Annotated in this window: 25 protein-coding genes, 1 pseudogene and 1 riboswitch; of the genes and pseudogenes, 7 read left to right on the forward strand and 19 right to left on the reverse strand. The window is 37.0% G+C overall.

What is annotated here, in order from left to right:
• Positions 1-16: 16 nt before the first annotated feature.
• Positions 17-1,003: a DMT family transporter gene (locus PH210_RS21175; protein ID WP_289988235.1), complete on the reverse strand. Its 987-nt coding sequence runs from the start codon at positions 1,001-1,003 to the stop codon at positions 17-19.
• A 159-nt stretch (positions 1,004-1,162) separates the two neighbouring features.
• On the opposite strand from PH210_RS21175, the gene PH210_RS21180 reads away from it, so the two are divergent.
• Complete coding sequence (locus PH210_RS21180; RefSeq protein WP_289988236.1) at positions 1,163-1,777, forward strand: PH domain-containing protein; 615 nt, start codon at positions 1,163-1,165, stop codon at positions 1,775-1,777.
• Positions 1,778-2,467: 690 nt separating this feature from the next.
• Here PH210_RS21180 and PH210_RS21185 read toward each other — a convergent pair.
• Positions 2,468-3,103 (reverse strand): nitroreductase family protein, encoded by a 636-nt coding sequence (locus tag PH210_RS21185; RefSeq protein ID WP_289988238.1) that lies wholly within the window; start codon positions 3,101-3,103, stop codon positions 2,468-2,470.
• Positions 3,104-3,228: 125 nt separating this feature from the next.
• The gene (locus PH210_RS21190; RefSeq protein ID WP_289988240.1) at positions 3,229-4,044 is read right to left on the reverse strand and encodes a YitT family protein; all 816 of its coding nucleotides are present in this window, start codon (positions 4,042-4,044) and stop codon (positions 3,229-3,231) included.
• Positions 4,045-4,356: 312 nt separating this feature from the next.
• Positions 4,357-4,546: riboswitch (Lysine riboswitch) on the forward strand.
• A gap of 101 nt (positions 4,547-4,647) precedes the next feature.
• On the opposite strand from PH210_RS21190, the gene PH210_RS21195 reads away from it, so the two are divergent.
• The gene (locus PH210_RS21195; protein ID WP_289988242.1) at positions 4,648-6,123 is read left to right on the forward strand and encodes an amino acid permease; all 1,476 of its coding nucleotides are present in this window, start codon (positions 4,648-4,650) and stop codon (positions 6,121-6,123) included.
• 37 nt (positions 6,124-6,160) lie between these two features.
• Here the strand turns inward: PH210_RS21195 and PH210_RS21200 are convergent, their stop codons facing one another.
• The 4 genes from PH210_RS21200 to PH210_RS21215 form a co-directional block, all read right to left on the reverse strand.
• Entirely contained in the window at positions 6,161-6,430 is a 270-nt protein-coding gene (locus PH210_RS21200) for a hypothetical protein (protein ID WP_289988244.1), read from the reverse strand.
• Between the two features lie 4 nt (positions 6,431-6,434).
• Positions 6,435-6,818, reverse strand: coding sequence for an SHOCT-like domain-containing protein (locus tag PH210_RS21205; RefSeq protein ID WP_289988246.1), 384 nt, complete (start codon positions 6,816-6,818; stop codon positions 6,435-6,437).
• On the reverse strand, positions 6,819-7,190 hold the full coding sequence (locus tag PH210_RS21210; RefSeq protein WP_289988248.1) for a DUF2089 domain-containing protein: 372 nt from the start codon (positions 7,188-7,190) through the stop codon (positions 6,819-6,821).
• A gap of 183 nt (positions 7,191-7,373) precedes the next feature.
• Entirely contained in the window at positions 7,374-7,598 is a 225-nt protein-coding gene (locus PH210_RS21215; protein ID WP_223595553.1) for a helix-turn-helix domain-containing protein, read from the reverse strand.
• A 111-nt stretch (positions 7,599-7,709) separates the two neighbouring features.
• Here PH210_RS21215 and PH210_RS21220 point away from each other — a divergent pair, with 111 nt between their 5' ends.
• Positions 7,710-7,883, forward strand: a complete 174-nt coding sequence (locus tag PH210_RS21220) for a hypothetical protein (protein WP_289988251.1) — start codon at positions 7,710-7,712, stop codon at positions 7,881-7,883.
• A gap of 57 nt (positions 7,884-7,940) precedes the next feature.
• Here the strand turns inward: PH210_RS21220 and asnS are convergent, their stop codons facing one another.
• The 4 genes from asnS to PH210_RS21240 form a co-directional block, all read right to left on the reverse strand.
• Positions 7,941-9,332, reverse strand: coding sequence for an asparagine--tRNA ligase (gene asnS / locus PH210_RS21225; protein ID WP_289988252.1), 1,392 nt, complete (start codon positions 9,330-9,332; stop codon positions 7,941-7,943).
• Positions 9,333-9,482: 150 nt separating this feature from the next.
• A complete protein-coding gene (locus PH210_RS21230; protein ID WP_289988255.1) occupies positions 9,483-9,836 on the reverse strand; it encodes a VOC family protein in 354 nt (117 codons plus the stop codon).
• Between the two features lie 15 nt (positions 9,837-9,851).
• Positions 9,852-10,880: an S-adenosylmethionine:tRNA ribosyltransferase-isomerase gene (locus PH210_RS21235; protein WP_289988256.1), complete on the reverse strand. Its 1,029-nt coding sequence runs from the start codon at positions 10,878-10,880 to the stop codon at positions 9,852-9,854.
• Positions 10,861-11,610 carry an SDR family oxidoreductase gene (locus PH210_RS21240; protein WP_289988258.1) on the reverse strand — a complete coding sequence of 250 codons (750 nt, stop codon included), beginning with the start codon at positions 11,608-11,610 and terminating at the stop codon, positions 10,861-10,863. The genes PH210_RS21235 and PH210_RS21240 overlap by 20 nt, the downstream gene beginning before the upstream one ends.
• Before the next feature lie 207 nt (positions 11,611-11,817).
• Between PH210_RS21240 and PH210_RS21245 the strand changes: the two genes are divergently transcribed.
• On the forward strand, positions 11,818-12,048 hold the full coding sequence (locus PH210_RS21245; protein WP_223595546.1) for a hypothetical protein: 231 nt from the start codon (positions 11,818-11,820) through the stop codon (positions 12,046-12,048).
• 22 nt (positions 12,049-12,070) lie between these two features.
• Here PH210_RS21245 and PH210_RS21250 read toward each other — a convergent pair whose 3' ends face one another.
• Positions 12,071-12,532, reverse strand: coding sequence for a GNAT family N-acetyltransferase (locus PH210_RS21250; RefSeq protein ID WP_289988261.1), 462 nt, complete (start codon positions 12,530-12,532; stop codon positions 12,071-12,073).
• Between the two features lie 106 nt (positions 12,533-12,638).
• On the opposite strand from PH210_RS21250, the gene PH210_RS21255 reads away from it, so the two are divergent.
• Positions 12,639-12,773: a BA3454 family stress response protein gene (locus PH210_RS21255; protein WP_289988262.1), complete on the forward strand. Its 135-nt coding sequence runs from the start codon at positions 12,639-12,641 to the stop codon at positions 12,771-12,773.
• Positions 12,774-12,825: 52 nt separating this feature from the next.
• On the opposite strand, the gene helD is transcribed toward PH210_RS21255, so the two are convergent.
• Both helD and PH210_RS21265 read right to left on the reverse strand, forming a co-directional pair.
• Positions 12,826-15,150, reverse strand: a complete 2,325-nt coding sequence (gene helD, locus PH210_RS21260; RefSeq protein ID WP_289988264.1) for an RNA polymerase recycling motor HelD — start codon at positions 15,148-15,150, stop codon at positions 12,826-12,828.
• A gap of 187 nt (positions 15,151-15,337) precedes the next feature.
• On the reverse strand, positions 15,338-16,204 hold the full coding sequence (locus PH210_RS21265) for a hypothetical protein (protein WP_289988266.1): 867 nt from the start codon (positions 16,202-16,204) through the stop codon (positions 15,338-15,340).
• Between the two features lie 171 nt (positions 16,205-16,375).
• Here PH210_RS21265 and PH210_RS21270 point away from each other — a divergent pair, with 171 nt between their 5' ends.
• The gene (locus PH210_RS21270) at positions 16,376-16,906 is read left to right on the forward strand and encodes a YceI family protein (RefSeq protein WP_289988268.1); all 531 of its coding nucleotides are present in this window, start codon (positions 16,376-16,378) and stop codon (positions 16,904-16,906) included.
• A gap of 53 nt (positions 16,907-16,959) precedes the next feature.
• Here PH210_RS21270 and PH210_RS21275 read toward each other — a convergent pair.
• Positions 16,960-17,492: pseudogene (locus PH210_RS21275) on the reverse strand (hypothetical protein).
• Positions 17,493-17,729: 237 nt separating this feature from the next.
• On the opposite strand from PH210_RS21275, the gene PH210_RS21280 reads away from it, so the two are divergent.
• Positions 17,730-20,135, forward strand: coding sequence for an immune inhibitor A domain-containing protein (locus PH210_RS21280; RefSeq protein WP_289988270.1), 2,406 nt, complete (start codon positions 17,730-17,732; stop codon positions 20,133-20,135).
• A 53-nt stretch (positions 20,136-20,188) separates the two neighbouring features.
• Here the strand turns inward: PH210_RS21280 and PH210_RS21285 are convergent, their stop codons facing one another.
• The 4 genes from PH210_RS21285 to PH210_RS21300 form a co-directional block, all read right to left on the reverse strand.
• Positions 20,189-20,677, reverse strand: coding sequence for a L,D-transpeptidase family protein (locus PH210_RS21285; protein ID WP_289988272.1), 489 nt, complete (start codon positions 20,675-20,677; stop codon positions 20,189-20,191).
• Positions 20,678-20,736: 59 nt separating this feature from the next.
• Positions 20,737-22,239, reverse strand: coding sequence for an aminotransferase class V-fold PLP-dependent enzyme (locus PH210_RS21290; protein WP_289988274.1), 1,503 nt, complete (start codon positions 22,237-22,239; stop codon positions 20,737-20,739).
• Positions 22,240-22,351: 112 nt separating this feature from the next.
• A complete protein-coding gene (locus tag PH210_RS21295; RefSeq protein ID WP_223595528.1) occupies positions 22,352-22,699 on the reverse strand; it encodes a hypothetical protein in 348 nt (115 codons plus the stop codon).
• 153 nt (positions 22,700-22,852) lie between these two features.
• Positions 22,853-23,677, reverse strand: a complete 825-nt coding sequence (locus PH210_RS21300; RefSeq protein WP_289988278.1) for a DUF2935 domain-containing protein — start codon at positions 23,675-23,677, stop codon at positions 22,853-22,855.
• Positions 23,678-23,761: the final 84 nt, after the last annotated feature.

The raw sequence follows: 23,761 nt of genomic DNA on the forward strand, positions 1-23,761 counted from the left end.
TAAGGATTCAATATTTTTAGGAATTAACTGAATTTTTTTTACTAGTAATTAGCGGGGGAGTGGCGGGACTTTTATGAGAAATATAGCTATGAAGCACCATTCCAGCCATAACTAATATCATTCCAATCCAGGAGACCATTGAGGGGAATAAAGAATTCAGCAGCAACAACTCCCCAACTAAAGCAAATAAAACTTCCATTGATTGTGTGGCTTCAACCGCTGCTAATTTCTGCATATTTCCTCTTACCAAATCGGTAGCATGAAAAAAGAGAATGGTGGCAATGACACCGGAAGAAATGGCAACAAGTCCTGATTGTATCGTTTGTCCCGAGCTGGGAGGTCCTTCTGTAAGAAAACCATATAGAGATAAAATAATCCATAGCGGGAGACTGGCCAATGTCATCCCTAATACACGTTGAAATACATCTAAACGTCCGTCGCATACTTCCATCATTTTTCGGTTGCCAAGAGGATAAGCAAAAGATGCAATTACAACGGGAATCACCCCTAAGAAAATCGCCAAAACAGAAAGATGGTTGGCCTGCTCAAGTTGCATTAAGATAATTCCCAATAAAATAATCAATGACATGGCCAATCCTTTGAATGGAATTCTTCCTCTTAATTGGATTGGTCCTTTATCTGTCAAAATGGTTTCATAAAATAGCGGAGCTAACAATGAACCGGAGATAATGGTGATTTGCCAGGTGGCTGCAATTAGCCAACCCGGAGCGTAAGCAGCTGAGAAACAAATAGGTGCATAGAACAATCCAAATCCAACAAAACTCCATAGAAACCATGCACCTGGACTTTTTTTCATTTCTGCAAATAATTGCTTTAGATTTTTTCTCATGCTTACTATAACGAAAAGAAAGGGAACCATAAAGAAATAACGTAAGGATGCACTCCAAATCCAGCTCCCGCCTCCTAAGTCCATTGACCGGTTTAAAATAAAGGTAAACGCAAAAAAGAAAGCGGCAAGAATGCCTAAAATGATGGGCCGCATCGACTATATCCCCTTCAAAAAAATTTTTCTCTTACGCAGATCAACTTTAATAGTATATCAGATTTCTGAATTATTTGTTTATAGAAAAATTGAAACTTTCTTCTTTTTCGCACGTACATATTTTGGTCAAAATAAATTACAAAGAGTGAGGTAGATACCATGTTCGGAAAAGTTGCTGCTGATATTTTGGGACTAAGTGATGTTGGTGCGGTTATTAAACCGGAAAATTATGATAAAGTGGACGCCGATGATTATGTGATGCATGAAGATAATGAAAAAATCTATTTCTTAATTAAATCAAAATCAGATGAATATTGTTTTACGAACAATGCTCTTATCCATTTAGACGGCACAAGCGCCACAAGTAAAAAGCGCATGCTGCACCGATATAGTTATGCTATCCACAAAATTTCCGATGTCATGCTTGAAACAGCTGGAACCGTCGATCTAGACGTAGAAATTAAATTCAAAATTGGTTCTATGCCATTTTCTATTGATGTTCATAAGAAACATATTGAAGAAGTAAAAGACTTATATAAAGCTTTAATCAAAATATCTGAAATCACACATGAAAATGACGTTTCCTTTCAATTCGCAAAGCAAAGCCTTGAAGTAGCCTCTACTACATTAGGCCGTGTAACAAGTCCTGACAGCAATTTAGTGGTTCAGTTTAAAATGCTTAACCAAGCGGCATTCCAATGGTTAGAAGACAGCAAAAAGCAATATTGCGTGAAGGACTTTGGCTCTGTTTTTGAAAAGTACATTAATAATTAAATCAAACAAAAATAACCCTAATCGGGGGTTATCAGGTTGTCGAAAACCCTTCGGCAGCATTTTATTTCATTCATATTCTTATATATAATGTATAGGTTTTTAAACAAGTCTTGTTGATTTGCGCTCCAGGCGCTTCGCTTTCCGCGGGCGTGCCAGGGAGCCTCCTTGTCGCTTCGCTTCTGCGGGGTCTCCCCTGCCCCGTACTCCCGCAGGAGTCTTCGCGCCTTCCGCTCCAATCAACAGAGTGTTTTTCAATAGGAAAAAATGCTTTATAAATTTTGAAAGGAAAAATTTGAGTGAAGCTTCGCAGACTCAAAAACTGTACAGGCTCCGCCAATCCCTGTTAAGGGGAAAGGCTGCTAAAAATATAAAAAAATTTGCAGCCCATTTAGCCAGGTTGGAAAAAGGTGTGTTGCAATAACTTTGGTTCATCTACCTACCTGTTGATTGAAGCGGAGGGCACTCGACTCCTGCGGGAAATAGAGGTCACTGGAGACCCCGCAGGCCAAAGCGCCGAGTAGGCTCCAGGACCTCCCCGCGGAAAGCGAGTGCCTGGAGCGGAAATCAACAGGCCAAATAGCAGGGACAATCAATTAATTAAACATCGGTAATTTAGATTTAGACAAAGAAATTGCCGAGAAAAATCCCCTTTCTCGACAATCTGATAATCCCCAACAGGGGTTATTTTATTTAGATATAATCAATTAAAACATCATCTAATGGCAATCTGGTTGTATGATGAGCCGGTGCAGCGGCTTTCCCAATGGCGATTAGGACAACAGGGAAAAAGCGTTCAGGCAGGTCAAATTTTTTCGCAAATTGCTCCTTGCTAAAACCGCCCATTGGCACCGTATCATAGCCTCTATCTTTAGCAATTAACATTAATTGCATGGAAACTAGTCCTGCATCAAAGGAAGCGATGTTTTTTAGAATCTCTTCCGAAGCAAAAGGATACGTTTTGTTGGTGTTTTCGATTAATCGACTCATGCTTGCTTCATCTAAATATCCAGCTTCAAAAGCACTGCGATAAACTTTTTCTACACTTTTATACATCTCTTTATCGCCAATGACCGCAATCACGGCAGAAGCTGTTTCCACCTGTTCTTGATTGTTCGCAATTGTTCTAAGTTCTTTTTTAACTTCTTGGTCTTCGATCACAATAAAGCGCCATGGCTGTAAATTACTAGACGATGGTGCTTTTGTTGCTTCTTTTACAATATCATTAATTTCCTCTTTAGGAATTTTATAATTTGCATCATATTTTCTTACTGAATGACGTTCATTAATCAACTCAGTCAAACTTTTTGTACTAACAGATGTTGTCATCGATGCTTCCTCCTTTTGGGTGGGAGATATTACTTATCGTTTGTTTATCCCCCGATAACGATACCATGAAATCATTACCTAGATACAAGTAAAATGCTTGCACTTTGAATAAGTGCAAGCATTAGTTATGAAGGACTTGGCCTGTGAAACAGCCCCATGACTTCAATTGTTTCGGTAATATTTACGAAAGCATTTGGATCAACTTCGGTTATCAGCGTTTTTACTTCATTAAGTTCGTAACGGGAAATAACTGTAAACATTACATTACGTTTATCATTTGAATAACCGCCTACTCCATCCATTATGGTTAAACCCCGGTACAGGTTAGTCAGTAAATGCTGTCTCATCTCTTCGCCTTTTTCTGTTATAATCATGATTGTTAATTTTGCATGATCGGTATAGATAGCATCCACCACTTTACCAGTAACAAATATCGAAACTAATGTATTAAGAGCAGCATCCCACGTGAACAAAAAGCCGCTTATTAAAATAACGACTGCATTCATGCCTGAAAGTAAAACACCTATTGGAAAGTCTTTTTTACGTGCAACGATCATCCCTATAATGTCAAAGCCTCCAGTTGATCCTGAACAGCGGAACACGATTCCCACACCTAAGCCTGTTAAAGCTCCACCGAATATGGAGGAAAGGATTGTGCCTTTTGCGATTGGGAATACTGGTATTACATAAAGCCCTACAGAAATAATTAATACTGAAAAGATGGTATTCATGATAAACTTTTTCCCAAGCATTTTATATCCAATGATTAATAACGGGAAATTCAAAAGAAAGTTGGCCAACCCTGTATTAATCGGGGTAATCATTCCAAACATCATGGAAATTCCGCTTAATCCGCTGCTTAACACTTCATGTGGAATTAAAAAAAGGTTAAAAGCAATAACAATAATAAGAGATCCAATAATCAGTCCAAAAATCCGCACGAGGAAATCCTCCCATACTTATCCATTTATTTAGAAATAATACCGACTTTATTTCCTCATGTAAATTTAATAGTTTTTTATAATAATAATAAATTATCTGACAATTATTTTCATCCTCTATACGGGAGAAATATCGGATAATATAATATTCATACCCAATTATGATTTTCCTTTTATATGAATATTTATTCATCAAGAAATTTTTATTTCATGCTTATTAAATTATTTTTTTGTGATGAATCATTGACAATTTTCCAATAGCATTTATACTTTAGTAATATATTAAACTTCATAAATAAATCCTCATCAAGCCGATGAGGTAGAGGTCGCGGTTTTTATTAGTATCACGGACGAAATGCAGAGACATTATTGACTCCGTATGAAAGGAAAAACTGCCGAAGTGTGCTTTCTTCTCTGAACAAGCATGCTGGGGCTGTCTCCAAATAGGAACAGAACTGTCACGAATGGCCCTACCAGCTGTTCGTGTTGAGCTATCTTTCGGAAGGTATGATGCGGGGTATTATAAATGCCATCGATGTCTATCTCGATGGCATTTTTTATTCCAAACTCCTTCCATAAACTAATTTTAAGGGAGTTATAATTATGCAAAATGCACGGGTATTAAAAGAAGATGTAAGCATAGATGTTAAACCTTCTAACAAAGATGGATTAAAACGGAGTTTAAAATCGAGACACCTGACGATGATTTCACTTGGAGGTACAATTGGCACAGGGCTATTCCTGGCAAGTGGCGGAGCTATTCATACTGCCGGTCCTGGAGGTGCTATCCTTTCTTATCTCGTTATTGGCATAATGGTGTACTTTTTAATGCAGAGCTTAGCTGAGATGGGTGCTTACATGCCAGTTGCTGGAAGCTTTAGCACCTATGCCACTAAATTTGTTGATCCTTCACTCGGTTTTGCACTTGGCTGGAATTATTGGTATAACTGGGCCATTACCATTGCGGCAGAATTAGCAGCCGTTACAATGATCATGAAATTCTGGTTTCCGCACACTCCTTCTTTTATTTGGAGCGGAATCTTCTTAGTCGTTATGTTTTTATTAAATTTCCTTTCTGTAAAAGGATTCGGAGAAGCTGAATATTGGTTCTCTTTAGTGAAAGTAGTTACGGTAATTATCTTTATCGTTACAGGCACGTTAATGATTTTTGGCATTATGGGAGAAGAAGCCGTAGGGTTCAAAAACTTAACTGTCGGCGATGCACCTTTTCACGGCGGTTTTATGACGATGTTAGGTATCTTTATGGCAGCTGGATTCTCATTCCAAGGTACAGAACTCCTTGGAGTTGCAGCCGGGGAAACAGATAATCCAACAAAAGCCATTCCGCGTGCGGTTAAACAAGTATTCTGGCGTATTCTTTTATTTTATGTTTTAGCTATTTTAGTTATCGGCCTTTTAATTCCATATACTAATGGCGACTTAGCGAATGGTGATGTTACAGTCAGTCCTTTCACACTTGTTTTCCAAAAAGCAGGCATTGCTTTTGCTGCTTCAGTTATGAATGCCGTTATCTTAACAGCTGTACTGTCTGCAGGAAACTCAGGCATGTATGCTTCAACTCGAATGCTTTGGGATTTGGCACGTGAAGGAAAAGCACCAAAATTTCTTGGTAAATTAAATAAAAACGGTGTTCCTGTAAATGCATTAATCGTAACAACACTAGTGGGTACACTTGCATTTCTTGCTTCTTTCTTTGGTGATGGAACCGTATACGTTTGGTTGTTAAACGCTTCAGGTATGTCTGGTTTTATCGCCTGGCTTGGAATTGCAATTTGTCATTATCGCTTCCGTAGATCCTATGTTGCTCAGGGTAGAGATTTAAACTTATTACCATATAAATCAAAACTCTTCCCATTTGGACCAATCTTTGCCTTTGCAGTTTGTGGTTTCGTTGTCCTAGGACAAAACTATTCCGCATTTATGGGGGATCATATTGATTGGAACGGGGTTATGGTTTCCTATATCGGATTGCCGTTATTCTTAATCCTATGGCTTGGATATAAAATCACAAAGAAAACTAAGGTTATTCCTTTAGATAAATGTGATTTAAATAATTAATGTTAAAGAGCACGCATTTGAGCGTGCTCTTTATTATTCATAACTGAACGGTTACTTCAGTTCCATCTTTAAATTTAGTTTCCACCAAAGTTAATCCCCGTTGCTCTATTAATGCCTTAAATAGTGGCTTTACGTCTTTTCTATCTATTTGCGGAATCGTAAACTTTTTCCCATCATTTTCGATTGCTTTATTTACCAAACTTGTTATTCTTTTTGAAGTAATCAATCTTAAAAGGAGGTTTAAGATCGGGTAAGGAACAGGTATGGTTACCTTTTTTTCTTTTAATTTCACTCGAACTTTAAGCATAGATTTATTCAATGACCACGAAAACTTTTTCACCTTTTGCCGAAGTGATATCGACAATCTGTCCATCTACTTCATTTTCGATAGCTTCGATTAACATATCTACATTAACATGCTTTACATACTTCTCAGCCTCAGGTATTTTCTCCGCAATACTCGTGCCAACTTTTAAAACAGCTTTAATTAACTTAATCGGAAGGTTTACATTCACGTTGTCTCCTTCTTCTGAAGATACGCGGATCTTTAATGTTTTATTTAAATAAGGAGCATCTTTGTTAAGTGGAATGAATTGCTCCTTACCTTGAAGTACATTAATTAATTCTGTTGCTTTTTCTTTATCCAGCTTCCCTTCTTCTACCATCGTTAACACCCTTGAGATCTCTTCTTTCATTTATAGTTCCCCCTCTTTTAATAAATGAATGGCCTCTTCAGCAGTGATTTCGCCTTTTTCAAGCATCGAAACTATTTTTTTCTTATCAATTTCCACCTTTTTATTTGTGGTGTAACCAAGTGAAGTAATAATATCGTCTAATTTTCCACGTACAGTTGGGTAGGAAATTCCAAGTTCTTTTTCAACTTCCTTAATATTTCCACGGCATTTTAAAAATGTTTCTATAAACTGAAGCTGATCCTGTCCAAGAGCTGCAAATTTAGATAGTTGAAATTCATTTTCCACAGTCGTTTGGCAATGGGTACACTGAAGCTTCGTAATTTTTAATTGTTTGCTGCAAACCGGACAATTTGTTATGAGCGGGTACGCCATCATATTCTCCTTTCCTTTATTAACCACATCATACAATAATTAATAAAATTTTTAAAGGTATTAATTTAATTATTTGATAAAAACTAATAAAAAAATTAATTATATTATATTTAAAATTAATTATATTGTTTCATTGATATAAAAAAAACAGACTCACAATTGAGTCTGTTTTTAATGGAACGATTAACTTAGCTTTTCCTCTAAAGACCAAACATATAAATCTTCAATTTGGCAATTTAATTCTTTGGAAATGGTCATCGCAGTATTTAGGTTCATTACCTTTTTTGATATGTAGTCGTTAAGTTGACTTTTCGGAATTTGCGTATTCCGCTCCAAACTATCCAAGTCCATACCGTTTTTCGCTAATAAGTCCTTGAGGTTGCTTTTCTTTGCTTTATAATTGGTCAAAAATGACACCTCACTTTTATTAAGCATAACACAGTAAAATGGTAATAGAAAGGGGAGTTGGTTACATTCATTATATGTTATAATTAAATAGATCATAAAAGGGGTGTTACTTTGAAAAACACAAATAACCGTTTTAATAACGGTCAAACTGTTAATATTAAGGATACTGGCGAGGTTGTTACCATATTAAAATGGCAATACGTTAAAAATATGAAAAGATTTTCTTATATTGTTAAAGAATATCCTGGCACATTTTATTTCGAGGAAGAATTGAAAAATATATAAGTTAACTTTAAAAAGAAGACCAATTCAGTGAATTGGTCTTCTTTTTGTTAATAAAGTTTAAAATTCAGCATTACCAGTTGTTCTTGGGAATGGAATGACGTCTCTAATGTTTGACATTCCTGTTAGATACATAATTAAACGCTCAAAGCCAAGCCCGTAGCCAGAATGCTTTGTTCCGCCGTATTTTCTTAATTCTAAATACCACCAATAATCTTCTTCATTCATACCAAGTTCATTAATTTTACCAGCAAGTACATCTTCGCGTTCTTCACGCTGACTGCCGCCGATTAGCTCACCAATTCCTGGAACAAGCAGATCAGTCGCGGCCACTGTTTTGTTGTCTTCATTTAAACGCATATAGAAAGCTTTTATTTCCTTTGGATAATCCGTAACGAAAACAGGACGCTTAAATACCTTTTCACACAAATAGCGTTCGTGTTCTGTTTGCAGATCCAATCCCCATTCAACTGGATATGCAAACGTTTCTTTGGATTCTTTTAATAAATCAATGGCTTCCGAATAGGTTACCCGGCCAAATTCAGCAGTGTGAGCATTATTTAAACGTTCTAACAAACCTTTTTCAATGAAGCTGTTAAAGAAGTTCATCTCTTCTGGTGCTTGTTCCAATACGTAACCAATCACATATTTTACCATCTCTTCTGCAAGGTCCATAATATCCGGAAGTTCAGCGAATGCGAGTTCAGGCTCAATCATCCAGAATTCAGCAGCATGCCTTGCAGTGTTTGAGTTTTCTGCTCTAAAAGTTGGACCAAAAGTATAGACATTGCGGAAGGCTAAAGCAAAGGCTTCAGCAGAAAGCTGTCCACTAACGGTTAGATTGGTCTCTTTGTTAAAGAAATCCATTGAAAGATCCGTTTTTCCTTCGTCATTTTTTGGAAGGTTGTCCATATCAAGTGTGGTTACACGGAACATTTCCCCTGCCCCTTCAGTATCACTGCCTGTGATAATCGGAGAGTGAACGTAAACAAAACCTTTATCCTGGAAAAATTTATGAATTGCATAGGACGCTAAAGACCTAACGCGAAAAACGGCAGAGAATGTGTTTGTTCTTGGTCTTAAGTGAGCGATCGTCCGTAAGTATTCAAAGGTATGCTTTTTCTTCTGTAAAGGATAATCCACACTAGAGATTCCTTCAATGGCAATGTTTGTTGCTTTAATCTCAAATGGCTGCTTAGCTTGAGGAGTGTGGATGAAATTTCCTTCCACTTTAATCGTAGAGCTAATTGGCAGCTTGGCAATTTCCTTAAAGTTCTCTAATTGATCATCGAAAACAATTTGCACACCTTTAAAGAAGCTTCCATCATTTAATTCAATGAAGCCAAAGGTTTTGGAATCACGGATCGTTCTAATCCAGCCGGATAATTGAACTTTCTGATCCACATAAGTTTCTGTATTTCGGTACAAATCCTTGATCAAGGCTTGTTTCATCAGTAAATCCTCCTATGTATTGCTTAATGGATAAATAAAAACCTTCCTCCCAATGCGGGACGAAAGGTAGAATTTGGCATTAATATCGTTTTTCTTTTATCCCTTCAATATTATACAAAAAATTTAACTCAATAAGCAATATACAACAAATTAAGGCTCAAGAAATTCTAATATTTCATTCGCATGTCCTCTATAGAAAACCGTCTTCCAGCCATTTTTAAGGATATACGGACCTTCATTAGGAGCAATTCCAGCTTTTAAAAACTTTTCCATAATATCATTTATATTTTTTGTTTCAAAACATAGATGAACATTTCCAGGAGGAGATTCTGCTTGATTTACTTCAATAAGTTCAAGGAGAAAATCTCCATTCCGTAAAAATAGGATTTCTTCACCGGCAAACTCTACCTTTTCATCCTCGGTAAACCCCAATAAACTTATATAAAAAGCCTTAACAATATAAACGTCAGTAACTTCTATTGAGTAATGGTGGAGTTTTAACATACTATTCTCCTGACATTATAGAATAAGATTCATATCCCCAAATTCATGCCATAAATAGCCCATTGAGATTGCCTCTTGATAAGCATTGAATAAATCCTTCTGTTTGATGAAGGCTGAGAGCATATCTAAATGGCTTGCTTCTGGTTCGTGCATACCTGTAATAATTCCATCAGCGATTTTTATGTTGTAATTCTGCTTAATATATAGATTTGTCCATCCAGATAAACAACCGTTTAAGGCAGCCGTTTCCATTGCTCGGACAACTGTCGTTCCTACTGCAATTATCCTTTTACCATTCATCTTTGCCTGTAAAATATCCTCCCATGCCTCACCTGGAATATTATATTCTTCACGGTTTTCAGTTGGTGAATGCTCCCACTTATCATCTAATAAATAACTTAAACCTGTATGGAGCTGGATAAAAACGAGCTTTATCCCCTTTTTCTGTAGTTTAAATAATAATTCCCAGCTGAAAGCACGGCCTGCTGATGGCATTTCAACTGATCCAAGATGAGTGGCAAAAACCGTTTGATAATAATCGAGTCCCCAAGCGCTATTAATATATTCATATCGAACCGGCTCTCCGATTGCGTAGATTTCATTATACAAGGCAGAACCTCGTTGATTAAACTGGATAGTAATAAACGGGGTATTTTTAGGTGCAGATATTACCTCCCCGGTCAGACACGGTGTAAAGACAAGCAAATCGCCATTTTCTACCCTCTCAGTAACAGCCAGTACTTCCCAAGTGCGTTCATTTATCCTCCGAGCTAAGCGAATTTCAATTTCTCTATAGATTAAAATCCCATTGCGCAGCAATTCCGATTTTAATATTGCTGGCACTGTTCTGCTGCTGTTTAGAACAAGGACATCTCCTATTCTTAAATAGTCATCAAGATTAAAAAAGTGATCATGTGTTGTAAGTCCTGTTTTGCGGTTCTGGACCATCATTTTGACCTGGTCTCTGCGGACTCCTCTTCTTTCTGGCGGCATGGAAGCATTTAAAATGGAAGGCAGTTCAAACTTAAGCGTTTCTTGCAGCATCTTCAACACTCCCTTTGGTAAATTCCTGCGCTTGGAATCGCTGTCCATTTACCTTCCTGGACTTATCTGAGGCGAGGTAAAGGAATACTTCGACAATATATTTGGGATTGGCTAATTCATAGTCACAATCGGGTACTGCTAATTGGTGCATCTCTGTATCCATTTCACCAGGATCAACCATATTAACCCGGACACCCGTTTCGCCCAACTCATCTGCCCATGTTTCTGTTAGTCCTTCAACCGCAAATTTTGAAATCCCGTAGGCCCCCCAGCCTGCATATCCTGTGTTACCCGCTTCTGAAGTTACATTTATGACAGATCCGCTATTTCTTAAAAGCATGCCAGGTAGCACCCTTCTCGTCACTAAAAACGGGCTCATAGCATTGACTTTTAACACTTCAAAAAAATCTTCCTCTGGAAAGTCTACTAACAACGGCATAGGACTTGGCCCAAGAATCGAAGCATTATTGATCAAGACATCAATTTTCCCATAGGCCTCTTCTGTAATCGCCACGAATCTTTCAACATCCCGTGATTTAGAGACATCAGCAGTTAGTGCTAGAACATTTGCTGCACCAAGAGCTTCCGCTTCCTCCTTTACCTGTAGTAAGTCTTTGCTTCCTCGTGAACAGATTGCTAAGCTTGCTCCTTTTCTTGCAAATGCTAATGTTAATGCTTTCCCTAATCCCTTTGATGCACCAGTAATTATCACTACTTGATTATTTTCCATTTTATAAAACCCCTTACGAATTAATTTGTTTTCTATGGTTTTATCATACGGAAATTGTATTTTAAGCACCTCGTAAAGAAGCTCGATTCTATCTACGACTTTAGTCTAATATTTTTTAATAATTTTCAGAAAATTAGCAGGAAAATAAATATTGAAGGCCGAATTATATAAAAAAGTTCGATTCTTGATTAATGAGGAGTGTTTGCAGTGGATAAGATTACGTGCATTGCCTATCTTCTTTACAAGTCTTCTAAGAATCAAGACATCAGAGAAAAAGCCATCCAATTATTGAATGGCGATGTATCAGTTCGAGAGTTAAAGAAAAATATTTCCATTCAAGCCCATCTTGTCATTGTCGAATCCCTACTTAAGAAAAATCAAATTGACAAGAATGAGGTGCAGCTATTTGTGGAGGAATTTATGACTGTTGAGGTATAAGAGCTTCCTTTTAGGAAGTTTTCTATTCAATTGATTTTTGATAGCACATTATTCCACTTCCATTTTTGGATACTGTCGTTTTATAATAAACAAATCCTTGCGACTCCCAAAAATGCTGCGCTTTTTTATTTTCTTGTAACACACCAATTCGGACAGTGTCCAAACCTCGTTTTAGCATCTCTTTTTCAAATAGTGCATAGGCCTGTGCACCAAAACCATAACCTTGATAATCACCATGTATCATCAATAAACCTAACCACGGATAATGATCATTTGGATTTTCCAGTATAAAATCAATAATGCCAATATAGGTGTCATCAAGTTTAATGAAAGAACAAATTGTGTTTTGATTTAAAAATTGATCTTCAAGGTCCTCGAGATTCCTTGTTTCTTTACTGTTTTCAAACACATTATACTCAGGGTTTGAATTAACTATTTCAACAGCAATATAAAGTGTATCTTTCTTTATCTCTTCAAAAAACATCGACATAATTGATCACCTAACAATCCATTTTTGGAACCATTATATCAAAAAACCATATTAACTTTAGCAAACTTACAAATTAAATATAGAAAGGTATGTGATTCCAATGGTACAAGTTGAAGTAACAATTACATTTGAAGGCAGAAGCTATTTAACGAATGTTATAACTACTCGAGACACTACCGATGAAGAAATCCTGCGACTTGCTTTTGAACAGGTTCAAAAGCAATGGAAAAAATAAATGAACCAACGAAAAGCTGCAGATTCTCAGAACCTGCAGCTTTTCACATTGATTAAATTATTTCATAGGTATCTTTCGGAACAGAATTTAATAACGGATTAATCGGACCAGCTGCAAATAGATGCAATTCGTGCATAGCCCTAGTGCATACCGTATAAAAGAGCTTTCGTTCATTTTCACTTTTATATGCTGAACTATCGTACAAAATGACCGCATCGAATTCTATCCCCTTCGCAAGATACGAAGGAATAACGAGAATTCCTTTTTCATAAGAAATAGTACCTTTTTCAATTAAATGGATCGAGACATTATTCTTAAGCGCCTCAAACACGCCTTTACTTTCCTCTGCTGTGCGGCAGATAACGGCGATAGTCTTATGCCCTTGTTTCTTAAAGCTTTTGATTTTCTCAGTGATGAGAGAAAATAGCTGTGATTGTTCTGCTTTTTCTAGAATTGGCTTACTGCCTCTCCTATTAAATGGTTCAATTTTATCTCCGCCGTCTATCAACCCACTCGTAAATTCAACGATTTCTCTAGTAGAACGATACGTTTTTGTTAAAACATACGTTTCAATGTCCTCACCTTTCAAGTCTAAATCTGTTAACACAGTCTCGGAACCCGTAGCGCCTGAAAAGATGGCTTGATTGAAATCCCCTAGCAACGTCATCTTGCTATACGGGAATAATTTTTGGATAAATGCAAATTGAAATGGTGTATAATCCTGTGCTTCATCAATAAAAATATGGCGGATAGAAGTATTCGATCTTCTCCCTTGAATTAAATCCTGAAGATAGACATATGGAGTGGCATCTTCATATGGAATTTCCCCATTTATTAATTTATCGACAGTTTGCCTGCCAAAATTGTCCCAGTTGGCTGGTAAATTCTCTATCATTCCATCTCTCGATTCAAAAATTTGCCGATAAATTCCCGGCATGTCGATAAATTTTAAATTTTTCACCCTTGCAAATAAAGGTTTAAATTTTTCTTTCACTACCATTTCAGCTAGAAGTTTTTGTTCTCTTTCAAAATCATTAAACGTATTCTCAGTAAAATGTTTCTTCTCTAGCAGCTGATTGTATGCCTCCATATAATCTTCTTTTTCAAGAAATTGAATTTCTTCTTCCACCCAGCTTCTTGAACGCTCACGTTTCATAGCACGCTTCAATTCTTTTATTAACCATTCTTTAACAAGCTGAATCCGATTGGGCATAGTGAAATTTTTATCTAAATTATAAAAATATCGATGGATTTCAGATTTCGAAATTAACACATCACCTCTAAAGATTAAATCTCTAAAAAGCAAACCCTCATTTGATAAATTAGATGCATATTGATCGATGATGTGTTTAAATTCGAGGCTTGCCTTAAATCGGATGCCTGAAACTCTCCCCTGAAATTCCTCGTCATTTTGTCCGTTTAACAAATACTCCATCTGATTGAATGGATCTTCTACTTCAAATTCATGACTCAAACGGTGATTAAGGAACTCCATAAAGGTCGCTTGCTGCATGTTTTCTTCTCCAAGTTCAGGAAGCACTGTAGCCACATAGCTATTGAACAAGGGATTTGGAGAAAATAGCATAATATTTTCTGACTTTAAGGTATCACGATATCGATATAATAAATAAGCTACTCTTTGCAGGGCTGCTGAGGTTTTCCCGCTTCCCGCTACTCCTTGGACAATAAGTAATTTACTTTTTTCATTTCGGATTATCAGATTTTGCTCACGTTGAATTGTCGCAACAATGCTTTTCATTTGTGTGCTTGCGTTGTTCCCAAGCACTTCCTGAAGCATTTCATCGCCAATTGTTACACCGGTGTCGAACATCCCTTTTATTTCAGAGGCACGAATAATAAATTGTCGCTTTAATTTCATTACTCCTTCAATGTTTCCATCCATGGTTCTATAATGAGCTGGTCCTGGGGAATAATCATAATAAAGGCTCGAAATGGGCGCTCGCCAATCATAAATTAAAAAATTCTCATCTTCCTGATCCATAAACGAAGCAATTCCCAAATAGACACTTTCTGTTCGCTTTTCTCCATCCTCTAAAAAATCAATTCTTCCAAAGTACGGGGAGTATTTAAGCCGATCAAGCGTTTTAAGGTGTTTATCCAATTGTTTATGGGTCCGTTCCCGCTCAGAGAGTAATTCTGATTGCTGCTTAATACTTGCTGCCGTTTCGATAACATCATCAGGATCATCCAAATTGACGGTAACATCTTCCCAAAAAGTTTTTCGAAGCTCTAAGACATCTGAACTGACTTTTCCGGTATTTTGCATTAATTTATTTTCTTTTTTCTCAATTTCATCGACAACCTCATGTACCCGCTCTTGTTCCATTTGCCAAACTTTATTCTGTATTTCGTTCATGAAACCACTCCCCAGAAAAAATTTTGGTCCATTTTGTTTGACTTTCACAAACTAATATGTTAATGTTATTATAGGGTATTATATTCAACAAACAACACTTTACATATTAAACCAAAAATCATTTTACCACGCTTTTTTCTTTTTCACAAGTAAATTTTGAAACTAATCAATAAATGCCATTAGGCATCTACTGATTAGTTTTTTTGTTTTCTAATGATTCGTTTTCTCCATTCTCGTAAATCCACTTGCTATATTCTCCATAAATTAAGATCATTATCAATCTTATTACAAAATAAGAAATTGGATGAAGATTATTTTTTAACAGCTTGATCTTTATGAAAAATTTATTTAAACAAGCGGCAAATAAAACAACTCCAAATTTAACTTTTATTGTATTCTTCTTCTTTAATGTAAGTGCTGTAAATAATGACAATAGTGTTGTGTATAAAGGTGATAAAATAAAATGTTCTCTCCATGAATGGTACTTTCCTATACCAAATCGGTAGCGTCTTATAAAGGCAAATAGTAAAAACAGATTAGTCTCGGTAACCATGATCATAAAAAAGAGTGAGGTAAACCGTATAATTGAAGTTTTTTTATTTAATGAAGCGAACCAGAAATCACTTAATTTAAAATAAAAAGGCAGAAATATTAACGTGTAGATTGTTTTCCAGCCAGATAATTTAAAAACCCCAAGCCATAAAAAAAGTTTTTCTACTAAATAAAAATAAAGTCCTGCTGCTACTTTTGTTCCCCAGCCTGATTTAATTCCTGTTAAAAAAACAGCCGTAAATGGCACATAGATCGCTTGCGATAAAAAAGCACCCAAAATATTATCAAAGAGTTTCTTTTGAAGAATTTTTGGTTTATAGGAATATGCCTTCATTAAATTAAAGACAAAGTACTCGAATAAATACGAAAAACCCATATTTGCTAACAACAAAACAAATATCTTTTTTCGATTTCTGCTTTTATGTACCGCAACAATTAGAAGGAATGTATGTATTAGAAAAAGGATGAAAAAAGGCAAACGATTTCGATTCAATCTTCTCAAAATACAACACCTCCTTATAAACCATTATTTATTAGTATTTGTCATGATTGAAAAAAAATTATAAAAAATCAATTGACAACAAGATGTCCAAAACCATATAATTTATTTTGAATTAAGTTATTTCAATTTCAAGATAAATTATTTCAAAACAAAAAAGGGAGAGATTTTTCCATGACTAAATCAAAATGGGCATTAGATGCTGCACACAGCAGTGTAGATTTTTCGGTTCGACACATGATGATTGCAAACGTAAAAGGTTCTTTCAACAGCTTTAATGCAACAATTGAAGCAGATCCATCTGATTTGACAACTGCTTCAATCGAATTTGCAATTGAAACAGCTAGTGTTGACACTCGCAACCAAGATCGTGATGGACACTTAGTTTCTGCTGATTTCTTCGATGCTGCAAATCATCCTAACATGACTTTCAAGGCTACTAGCATTGAAAAAACAGATGATGGCGAATATAATGTGACAGGTGATTTAACGCTTCGTGGTGTAACAAAACAAGAAACTTTTGCTGTAACATTCGAAGGCACAGGAAAAGATCCATGGGGAAATGAAAAGGCTGGCTTCAGTGCAACAGGAAGCATAAACCGTTCTGACTATGGCCTAGTTTGGAATGCTGCACTTGAAACTGGCGGAGTACTTGTTGGTGATAAAGTAAAAATCAACCTGCAAATTCAGGCTGCTAAAGCTTAAATCTGAATAAAAATAGAGGCAGTTCCAATCGGAACTGCCTCTTTCCTATTGTTTTAGTCCTCAGATAGTAAATTTATCTCATACTTCAAAAACTTGGCCAACTCTAACATGCCAAATTTACCTGCCATATCTTCTGCATCTGAATTATAGTTTGTATTGGTGTTGATATCATAGGTGAATATTTCACCAGCTGAATTACGAATAAATTCAAATCCAGCGACATTAATTTGGTTAGCAGAGAGAGTCTGTTCGTATTTAATAATAATTGGGGCATTAAATCCTTCATTGATTTGGAACTTTAACCTTGCGTACCTCTAGCTGGAGGGCACGTGTCCCATTAAAAACTTTTCTCCCATGGGAATTAAGCCAGGCAAGCACCTATAAATTCCTGTGCAAAGCGGTGTTCTCTCGTATGGGAAGAGGCACTCATCCGATTATAAAAAAACCCTTCTGGTGGTTCTTTGGATAGATCCAATCTTCCACGGTCTAGATGCCATTCTTCATATGGGACTTCTAATTCATCTAAGCGCTTCGTCAAATGACTGGTCCATTCGCTATCTTCGTGGATGATATAAACTTTTTTCATCGAAAAGTCTCCTCTTTGGCTGATTATTACTATATATATTTTTATTGTAAATTTCGCTTGTCGTTTTGTGAAGGTAGATACGGAAAGATGTGACAAAAATCCCTCCTGAAAAATAAGTCGAATTCACTATAATTTGTTCGAATTTACAGAAAATTAAGCAAATCATCCCGTTGTCTTATTTCAATATTCGAAATATTATTAAAAGGCACTCTATTTTTTTACTAAGGGGGAAGATTATTGAAAAAACTATTAAAAACAGGACTTACTACAGCCGTAATCGCAGGAACACTATTTTCCGGCTTTCCTGGAAACTATGTGAAAACTTCGGCTGCTGTCCTAAACCAAGGTCAAAGTCAAGCTTCAGTCTCTCATTCTTATGGTTCGCTAGACTTATCTGTAGTAAATGAGGACAAATTACTAGATTCCCTTATTAAACAGGGTATCATTTCTAAAGACGCATCCTCTGTGGAGCAACAAAAAGCTCTACATAATTACCTAGAGTTAAAGGGGAAACAAGATAAAGAAACCAGTGTAGATCCTTTAGCCGCAAAAGTAAAAGCAGCGGATGCTGCAAAGCAAAGGAAATTTAAAGATTTTAATAATGGTTTGTTAAAAGGAAGCGGAAACAAGTATGGGCAATTAAAGGGTAATCCTGATCCTGTACAAGAAGGAAAATCGCCAGGTGTACAGAAAAAAGGTAAACTATTAACTTTAATGGTAGAGTATTCTGATTTTGCACACAATAATATTAAGCCTGGTGAAACCGATAACTATTATCCAGACTATACTCCTGAACATTATGAGAATATGATTTTTGGAGATAAAGGCACATATAAAGGCCCTAATGGTGAAGAACAAGTTTCACAAAAACAATATTATGAAGAACAATCAGGTGGAACTTATACAATTGAAGGACAAGCATATGGCTGGTTAAAAGTACCAGGAACAGCCAAGTATTACGGTGCAGATAGAGCTTCTGGAGGTCATGATAACGTCACTCCTGGCGGGGCCAAACAATTAGTAAAGGATGCTCTAGATGCTGCAAAAGCTGAAGGAGTACCTTTACAAAACTATGATTTGGAAGATCCACATGATTTAGATGGTGACGGTAACTACTGGGAGCCAGATGGATTAGTAGACCATCTACAAATTATCCACTCTGGAATGGGTCAAGAAGCGGGCGGGGGCTCTTTAGGTAATGATGCTATTTGGTCTCACCGTTCAGCTGTATTCTATGATCCAGACGGTTTAGGAGAAGGATTACCAGGTTTCTACGATTACACTGTAATGCCTGAAGACGGGGCAACAGGTGTATTCGCACACGAATACGGTCATGACTTAGGTCTTCCAGATGAATATGATACAATTTATTCTGGTCAAGGTGAACCAATCGATTATTGGTCCATCATGTCAAGCGGTTCATGGGCTGGTAAAATCCCAGGTGCAGAACCAACAGGCTTCTCTCCTTGGGCTAAACAGTATTTCCAATCTACACTTGGCGGAAAATGGACAGCTCCCACTGTTGTGAATTGGGATGAGGTATCTACAAAAGGCACACAATTCTTGTTAGACCAAGCAAATTCACCACTAGGCAAAAATAATCAAGCAATTCGTGTGAACCTGCCTAAGAAGAAAACACCTATCAATACTCCAGCAGCTGGTAGTTATGAGTTCTGGGGCGGACAAGCTGATGAAATGGATTCCAATATGGTAACGAATGTGGATTTATCAGGAAAAACCTCTGCTACCTTATCCTTCGATGCTTGGTACGATACGGAAGAACAATGGGATTTTGGTTTCGTTCAAGTATCCACTGATAATGGCGCAACTTGGAAATCGTTAGGAAACGACCATACTCGTTCAGATGTGGTTGCCGAAGGATATCCAACTATCTTAAATTCAATGCCTGGTTTCACTGGAAATTCAAATGGATGGCAAGCACAGAATTTTGATCTATCAGCATATGCAGGTCAAAAAATTCAACTTCGCGTTCGCTATGCAACAGACTGGGGAACTTCAAAAATTGGATTCTTTGTTGATAACCTAAAAGTAGTTGCAGATGGCCAAACTTTAGTAAATGATGGTGCTGAAAATACACCTTCTCAATTTACTTTAAACGGTTTCACTAAAATGGATGGGAACAAATTAACCAACCATTACTATCTACTTGAGTGGAGAAATCATAAAGGTGTCGATGCAGGTCTTGCCCATATTAAGCGTGGTCAGTCCTTAATGAGCTTTGATGGTGGATTAGTAGTCTGGTATGTGGATGATAGCTATACTGAAAACTGGACTGGTCCAGTTAAAAATGGAGGACATCCTGGTGATGGGTTCCTTGGAGTAGTTGATGCCCATTTAGGTCAAAGTTTATCATGGAGCAATAATGACCCAGTACTTTCTCGATTCTATACTCGTGATGCTGCATTTGGTTTAGATCCAACTTCAAACCTATTTGTTGATTATGGATTTAGGACTATGACTGCACCAAGTCAAAATGCTGTTTCATTATTCGATGACAGCAAATCTTTCTTAAATCCATTTTTACCAGATGAAGGACGAAACATCCCTCACTTTGGACTCAAGGTTCGTGTGAACGGACAATCAACAGATAAGTCTGTTGGATCCATCGTAATCTATAAATAAGAAATTTTAGGCCCACCTTCCTCTTAGTAGAAGGTGGGCCTTTTATCTAAAATTTATGGACTAATTACAACCCTAGTTCCATTCGGGACCATATCCGCCAGCTGCAAAACATCTCGATTGTACATTCTTACACATCCATGGGAAACAGCCTTGCCGATTGAACTTGGATCATTGGTACCGTGTATCCCATAACCCTGTTTTGAAAGCGACATCCATAAAACTCCAAACGGCCCTCCAGGATTGTACTGTCGATTCACAATGACAAATTCTCCAGTTGGAGTATTTGTCAACATCTTCCCGACTGCAATTGGAAAAATTCTCACTAATCTCCCATTATTATATAATACAAGGTTTCTCTTCCCTACTGAAATAAGGATAGAAAAAGGGATCGTATTCGGCTCCGGCAGACCGGGAATTTGAATTTTTTGTCCTGCATGCAAATGCCCTATCCCGGGATTTGCTGCATAAAGCCGCCTGAGGCTAACCCGATAATTAGCGGATATGATAGGTAACGTTTCACCAGCTCTTACTGTATGAATCATCCCAAACCACCCCCTTTTTTTGATTAGCATATGAAAAGCCGCTTGCCCGTGATACCTCCCTATTCAAAGCGGAATAATGGCGACATATCCTCTCTAATATGATTAATATAAAAGTAATCATTGCTCGCAGGATCATATACATAGTCCTTTTTCCAGTCAGAAATGTTGCTGACTATTTCCGCCATTGCTCTAACAAACATTGAAATCTCGTCATTAGTCATGATGGGATGTAAGGAAAAGCGAACCCAGCCAGGTTTAGTGGACATATCACCCAGATTTATTTGGTCCGTAATTTGCTTTGATATTTTTTCATTTATGTTATAAAGGTAATGCCCATAAGTTCCAGCGCACGAACAGCCTCCCCTTACCTGAATGCCAAATCGATCATTAAGTAATCTGACAATTAAATTGTAGTGGATGTTTTCCACATAAAAAGACACGATTCCCAAGCGATCCTTGATGTGACCGTCTAATATGTGCAGGGTTGGAATATCCTCTAATTGTGATAGCAATAAAGCAAGCTGCTCTTTTTCTCTTTTTAAAATGTTCGGAACTCCCATTTGTTTTTTCAAATTCAAGCAAAGGGCGATACGAATGCCTTGAAGAATGCCAGGTGTACCTCCATCTTCCCGCAGTTCAATGTCATCATAATATTTATGATTGCCCCATGGATTTGTCCATGTCACCGTTCCGCCTCCTGGATGGTCGGGTACCTTATTTTTATATAATCGAGAATCAAAGACTAATACCCCGCTTGTTCCAGGTCCTCCTAAAAATTTGTGGGGTGAGAAAAAAATAGCATCTAGCTTTTCCAGCGGATCTTTAGGATGCATATCGATCTTGATATATGGGGCAGATGCGGCAAAGTCCACACAACAAATCCCGCCATGTTGATGCATTATTTTTGCTAATTGATGATAAGGAGTTTGGATTCCAGATACATTGGAACAGGCAGTAAAAGAACCGATTTTAATTCGGCGTTCTTTGTATCGAGAGAGTTGAAATTCCAATTGATGAACATCCACTCCACCTTCCGGATCGGGTGGAATGATCACCACCTCTCCCAAAGTCTCGAGCCAGGAGGTTTGATTCGAATGGTGCTCCATATGAGTCAGAAAAATAACCGGTCTATCTTCCTCTGGAATCTGCAGGTGATTCTTCCATTGTTCTGGCACCCTGATGCCTATGAGCCTTTGAAATTTGTTGATGACTGATGTCATTCCAAAACCATCCAAGATGACAGCGTCATTCATATCGGCATTAACATGTTCCTTAATAATCCTTCTTGATTGCTTATAAATTTCAGTCATCATTAGACTGGTAATATTGGATTCTGTGTGTGTATTGGCCATATATGGTCCAAATACTTCAGAAATTTTTTGTTCAATTGGTCTATACAATCGTCCACTGGCTGTCCAGTCGGCATAAATAATTTTCTTTTTGCCATAGGGCGATTCAAACTCTTGATTCATCCCTATCACTTGTTTTCGAAACGATTGAAAATACTCCTCGAGGTTATCCGGGATTTGATAAGTATTACTTCCAATTTTTGCTGTTATCATATATTGACACCTCGCTATTCCATCCTTCTAATCAATATATGCAAATCCCTTTTGGAGTGGTTCACGCCAAATTAAAAGGAGGCAGTCCCTTAAAGGATGCCTCCTAATACAATTAATAAGTTGTAATCTTAGCTGATTCTTTCTTGGTTACTTCTTCGATTTTTTGAATAAACATTTGGAAAACTCTTCGTTTTTCTTCGAGATCTTTTATGTATTCCTTCAGCTGGTTATAGCTTTCTTCGAAAGGTTTATGATACATTTGGCGAATTTTCTCAATAATTTCCTCATTAACTGTCGATTGAATAACTTGTTTGGTAATCCCATATTTATATGAATACACCTTTAATTCTTGGGCCACCTCATCATATTCAGACGCAATTTCATCAAGAACGAGTGAAATATCATCCTTCCACTCTTCTAGTGATTTTTGCAAATAAGATTTTACCATTGTCTCTTCCATATAAAAACACCCGCCCTACTAGAGTCTTTGTTCTATTATAGCTGTGATAGTTTACACGGAAGTTTCGTACAGATTACAATGCTTTGTCATTATCGAGATATTCATATAATTAATAGTAAGAACTGAGCAGCCGTAGATGCTCAGTTTCTCTATTTAGCTAAAAGATGGTTTTCTTAAGGAGCAATGTGTGCTTTCTAAATGAAGTTCTGGTGCAAATTCCGCTAATTTTTTAATAAAGTAGCAAGTTTCCGGAAAGTGGTGTTCTAAAAATCTTAATGTTGTTTTATTTAATAGTTTACTGCCTCTATATTTTTCCACGATTGACCTGACGAACTGATTCATTTCAATAACGCTTCTTCCTATTTCTATAGCAAGCTCTTTCTGACGAGGGAAACCCTGCTCCGTAAATCTAAGAAATCCCTTTACATGATGATTTTGGAGAATAAACATTTGAAACCTTTGTGCATACACATCTGTCTGCCTATCGACGGCCAATTCAATAGGATCTACAATATTCCTTAATAAAATGATATGACCGAGCTGATCCTCCAGCCATAAATCCAGCAGTTGATCGAGCCGTAAGGGAACAGGCTGCTGTCCATTGACAAAATAAGAAAGGATCCGTAAGTACTCTTGGTTTTCATTCAATGTTCCATTTAAATAGGTTGGCGATAAGTTTAAATTTATTTCATTTTTAATCCTAAGATTTTGTAAATGACCCTCAAATCGATAGTACTCAAATGAAACAGAATAAGCTTGTTTAGCAAAAGCAATTTGTTCACTTGCTGAAACAGTTAAGTCTGGATTCAATTGCTGCAGGCTATTGAGTAAGGCACCGAATGATTCTTTAAACCTTTCAGCGATGGAAATTGCCTCTTCAGCTTCTATTGATAAGTGATCGCGAACAAAAATTGCATGATCCTGGAGAATTTCCAGCCAAAATGAATGCTCTTGCCATACACTAATCCCCGAATTCATCCCCACTCCCCCCTAAAAAGAGCATATTATCTAAACCACAAAAAAAGACGATTACCTTGTAAAAAGTAATCGCCTATCTTTATG

Origin of the sequence: Paenibacillus sp. BSR1-1 (assembly GCF_030403775.1) — a bacterium.
Taxonomy (GTDB): Bacteria; Bacillota; Bacilli; order Bacillales; family Cytobacillaceae; genus Neobacillus.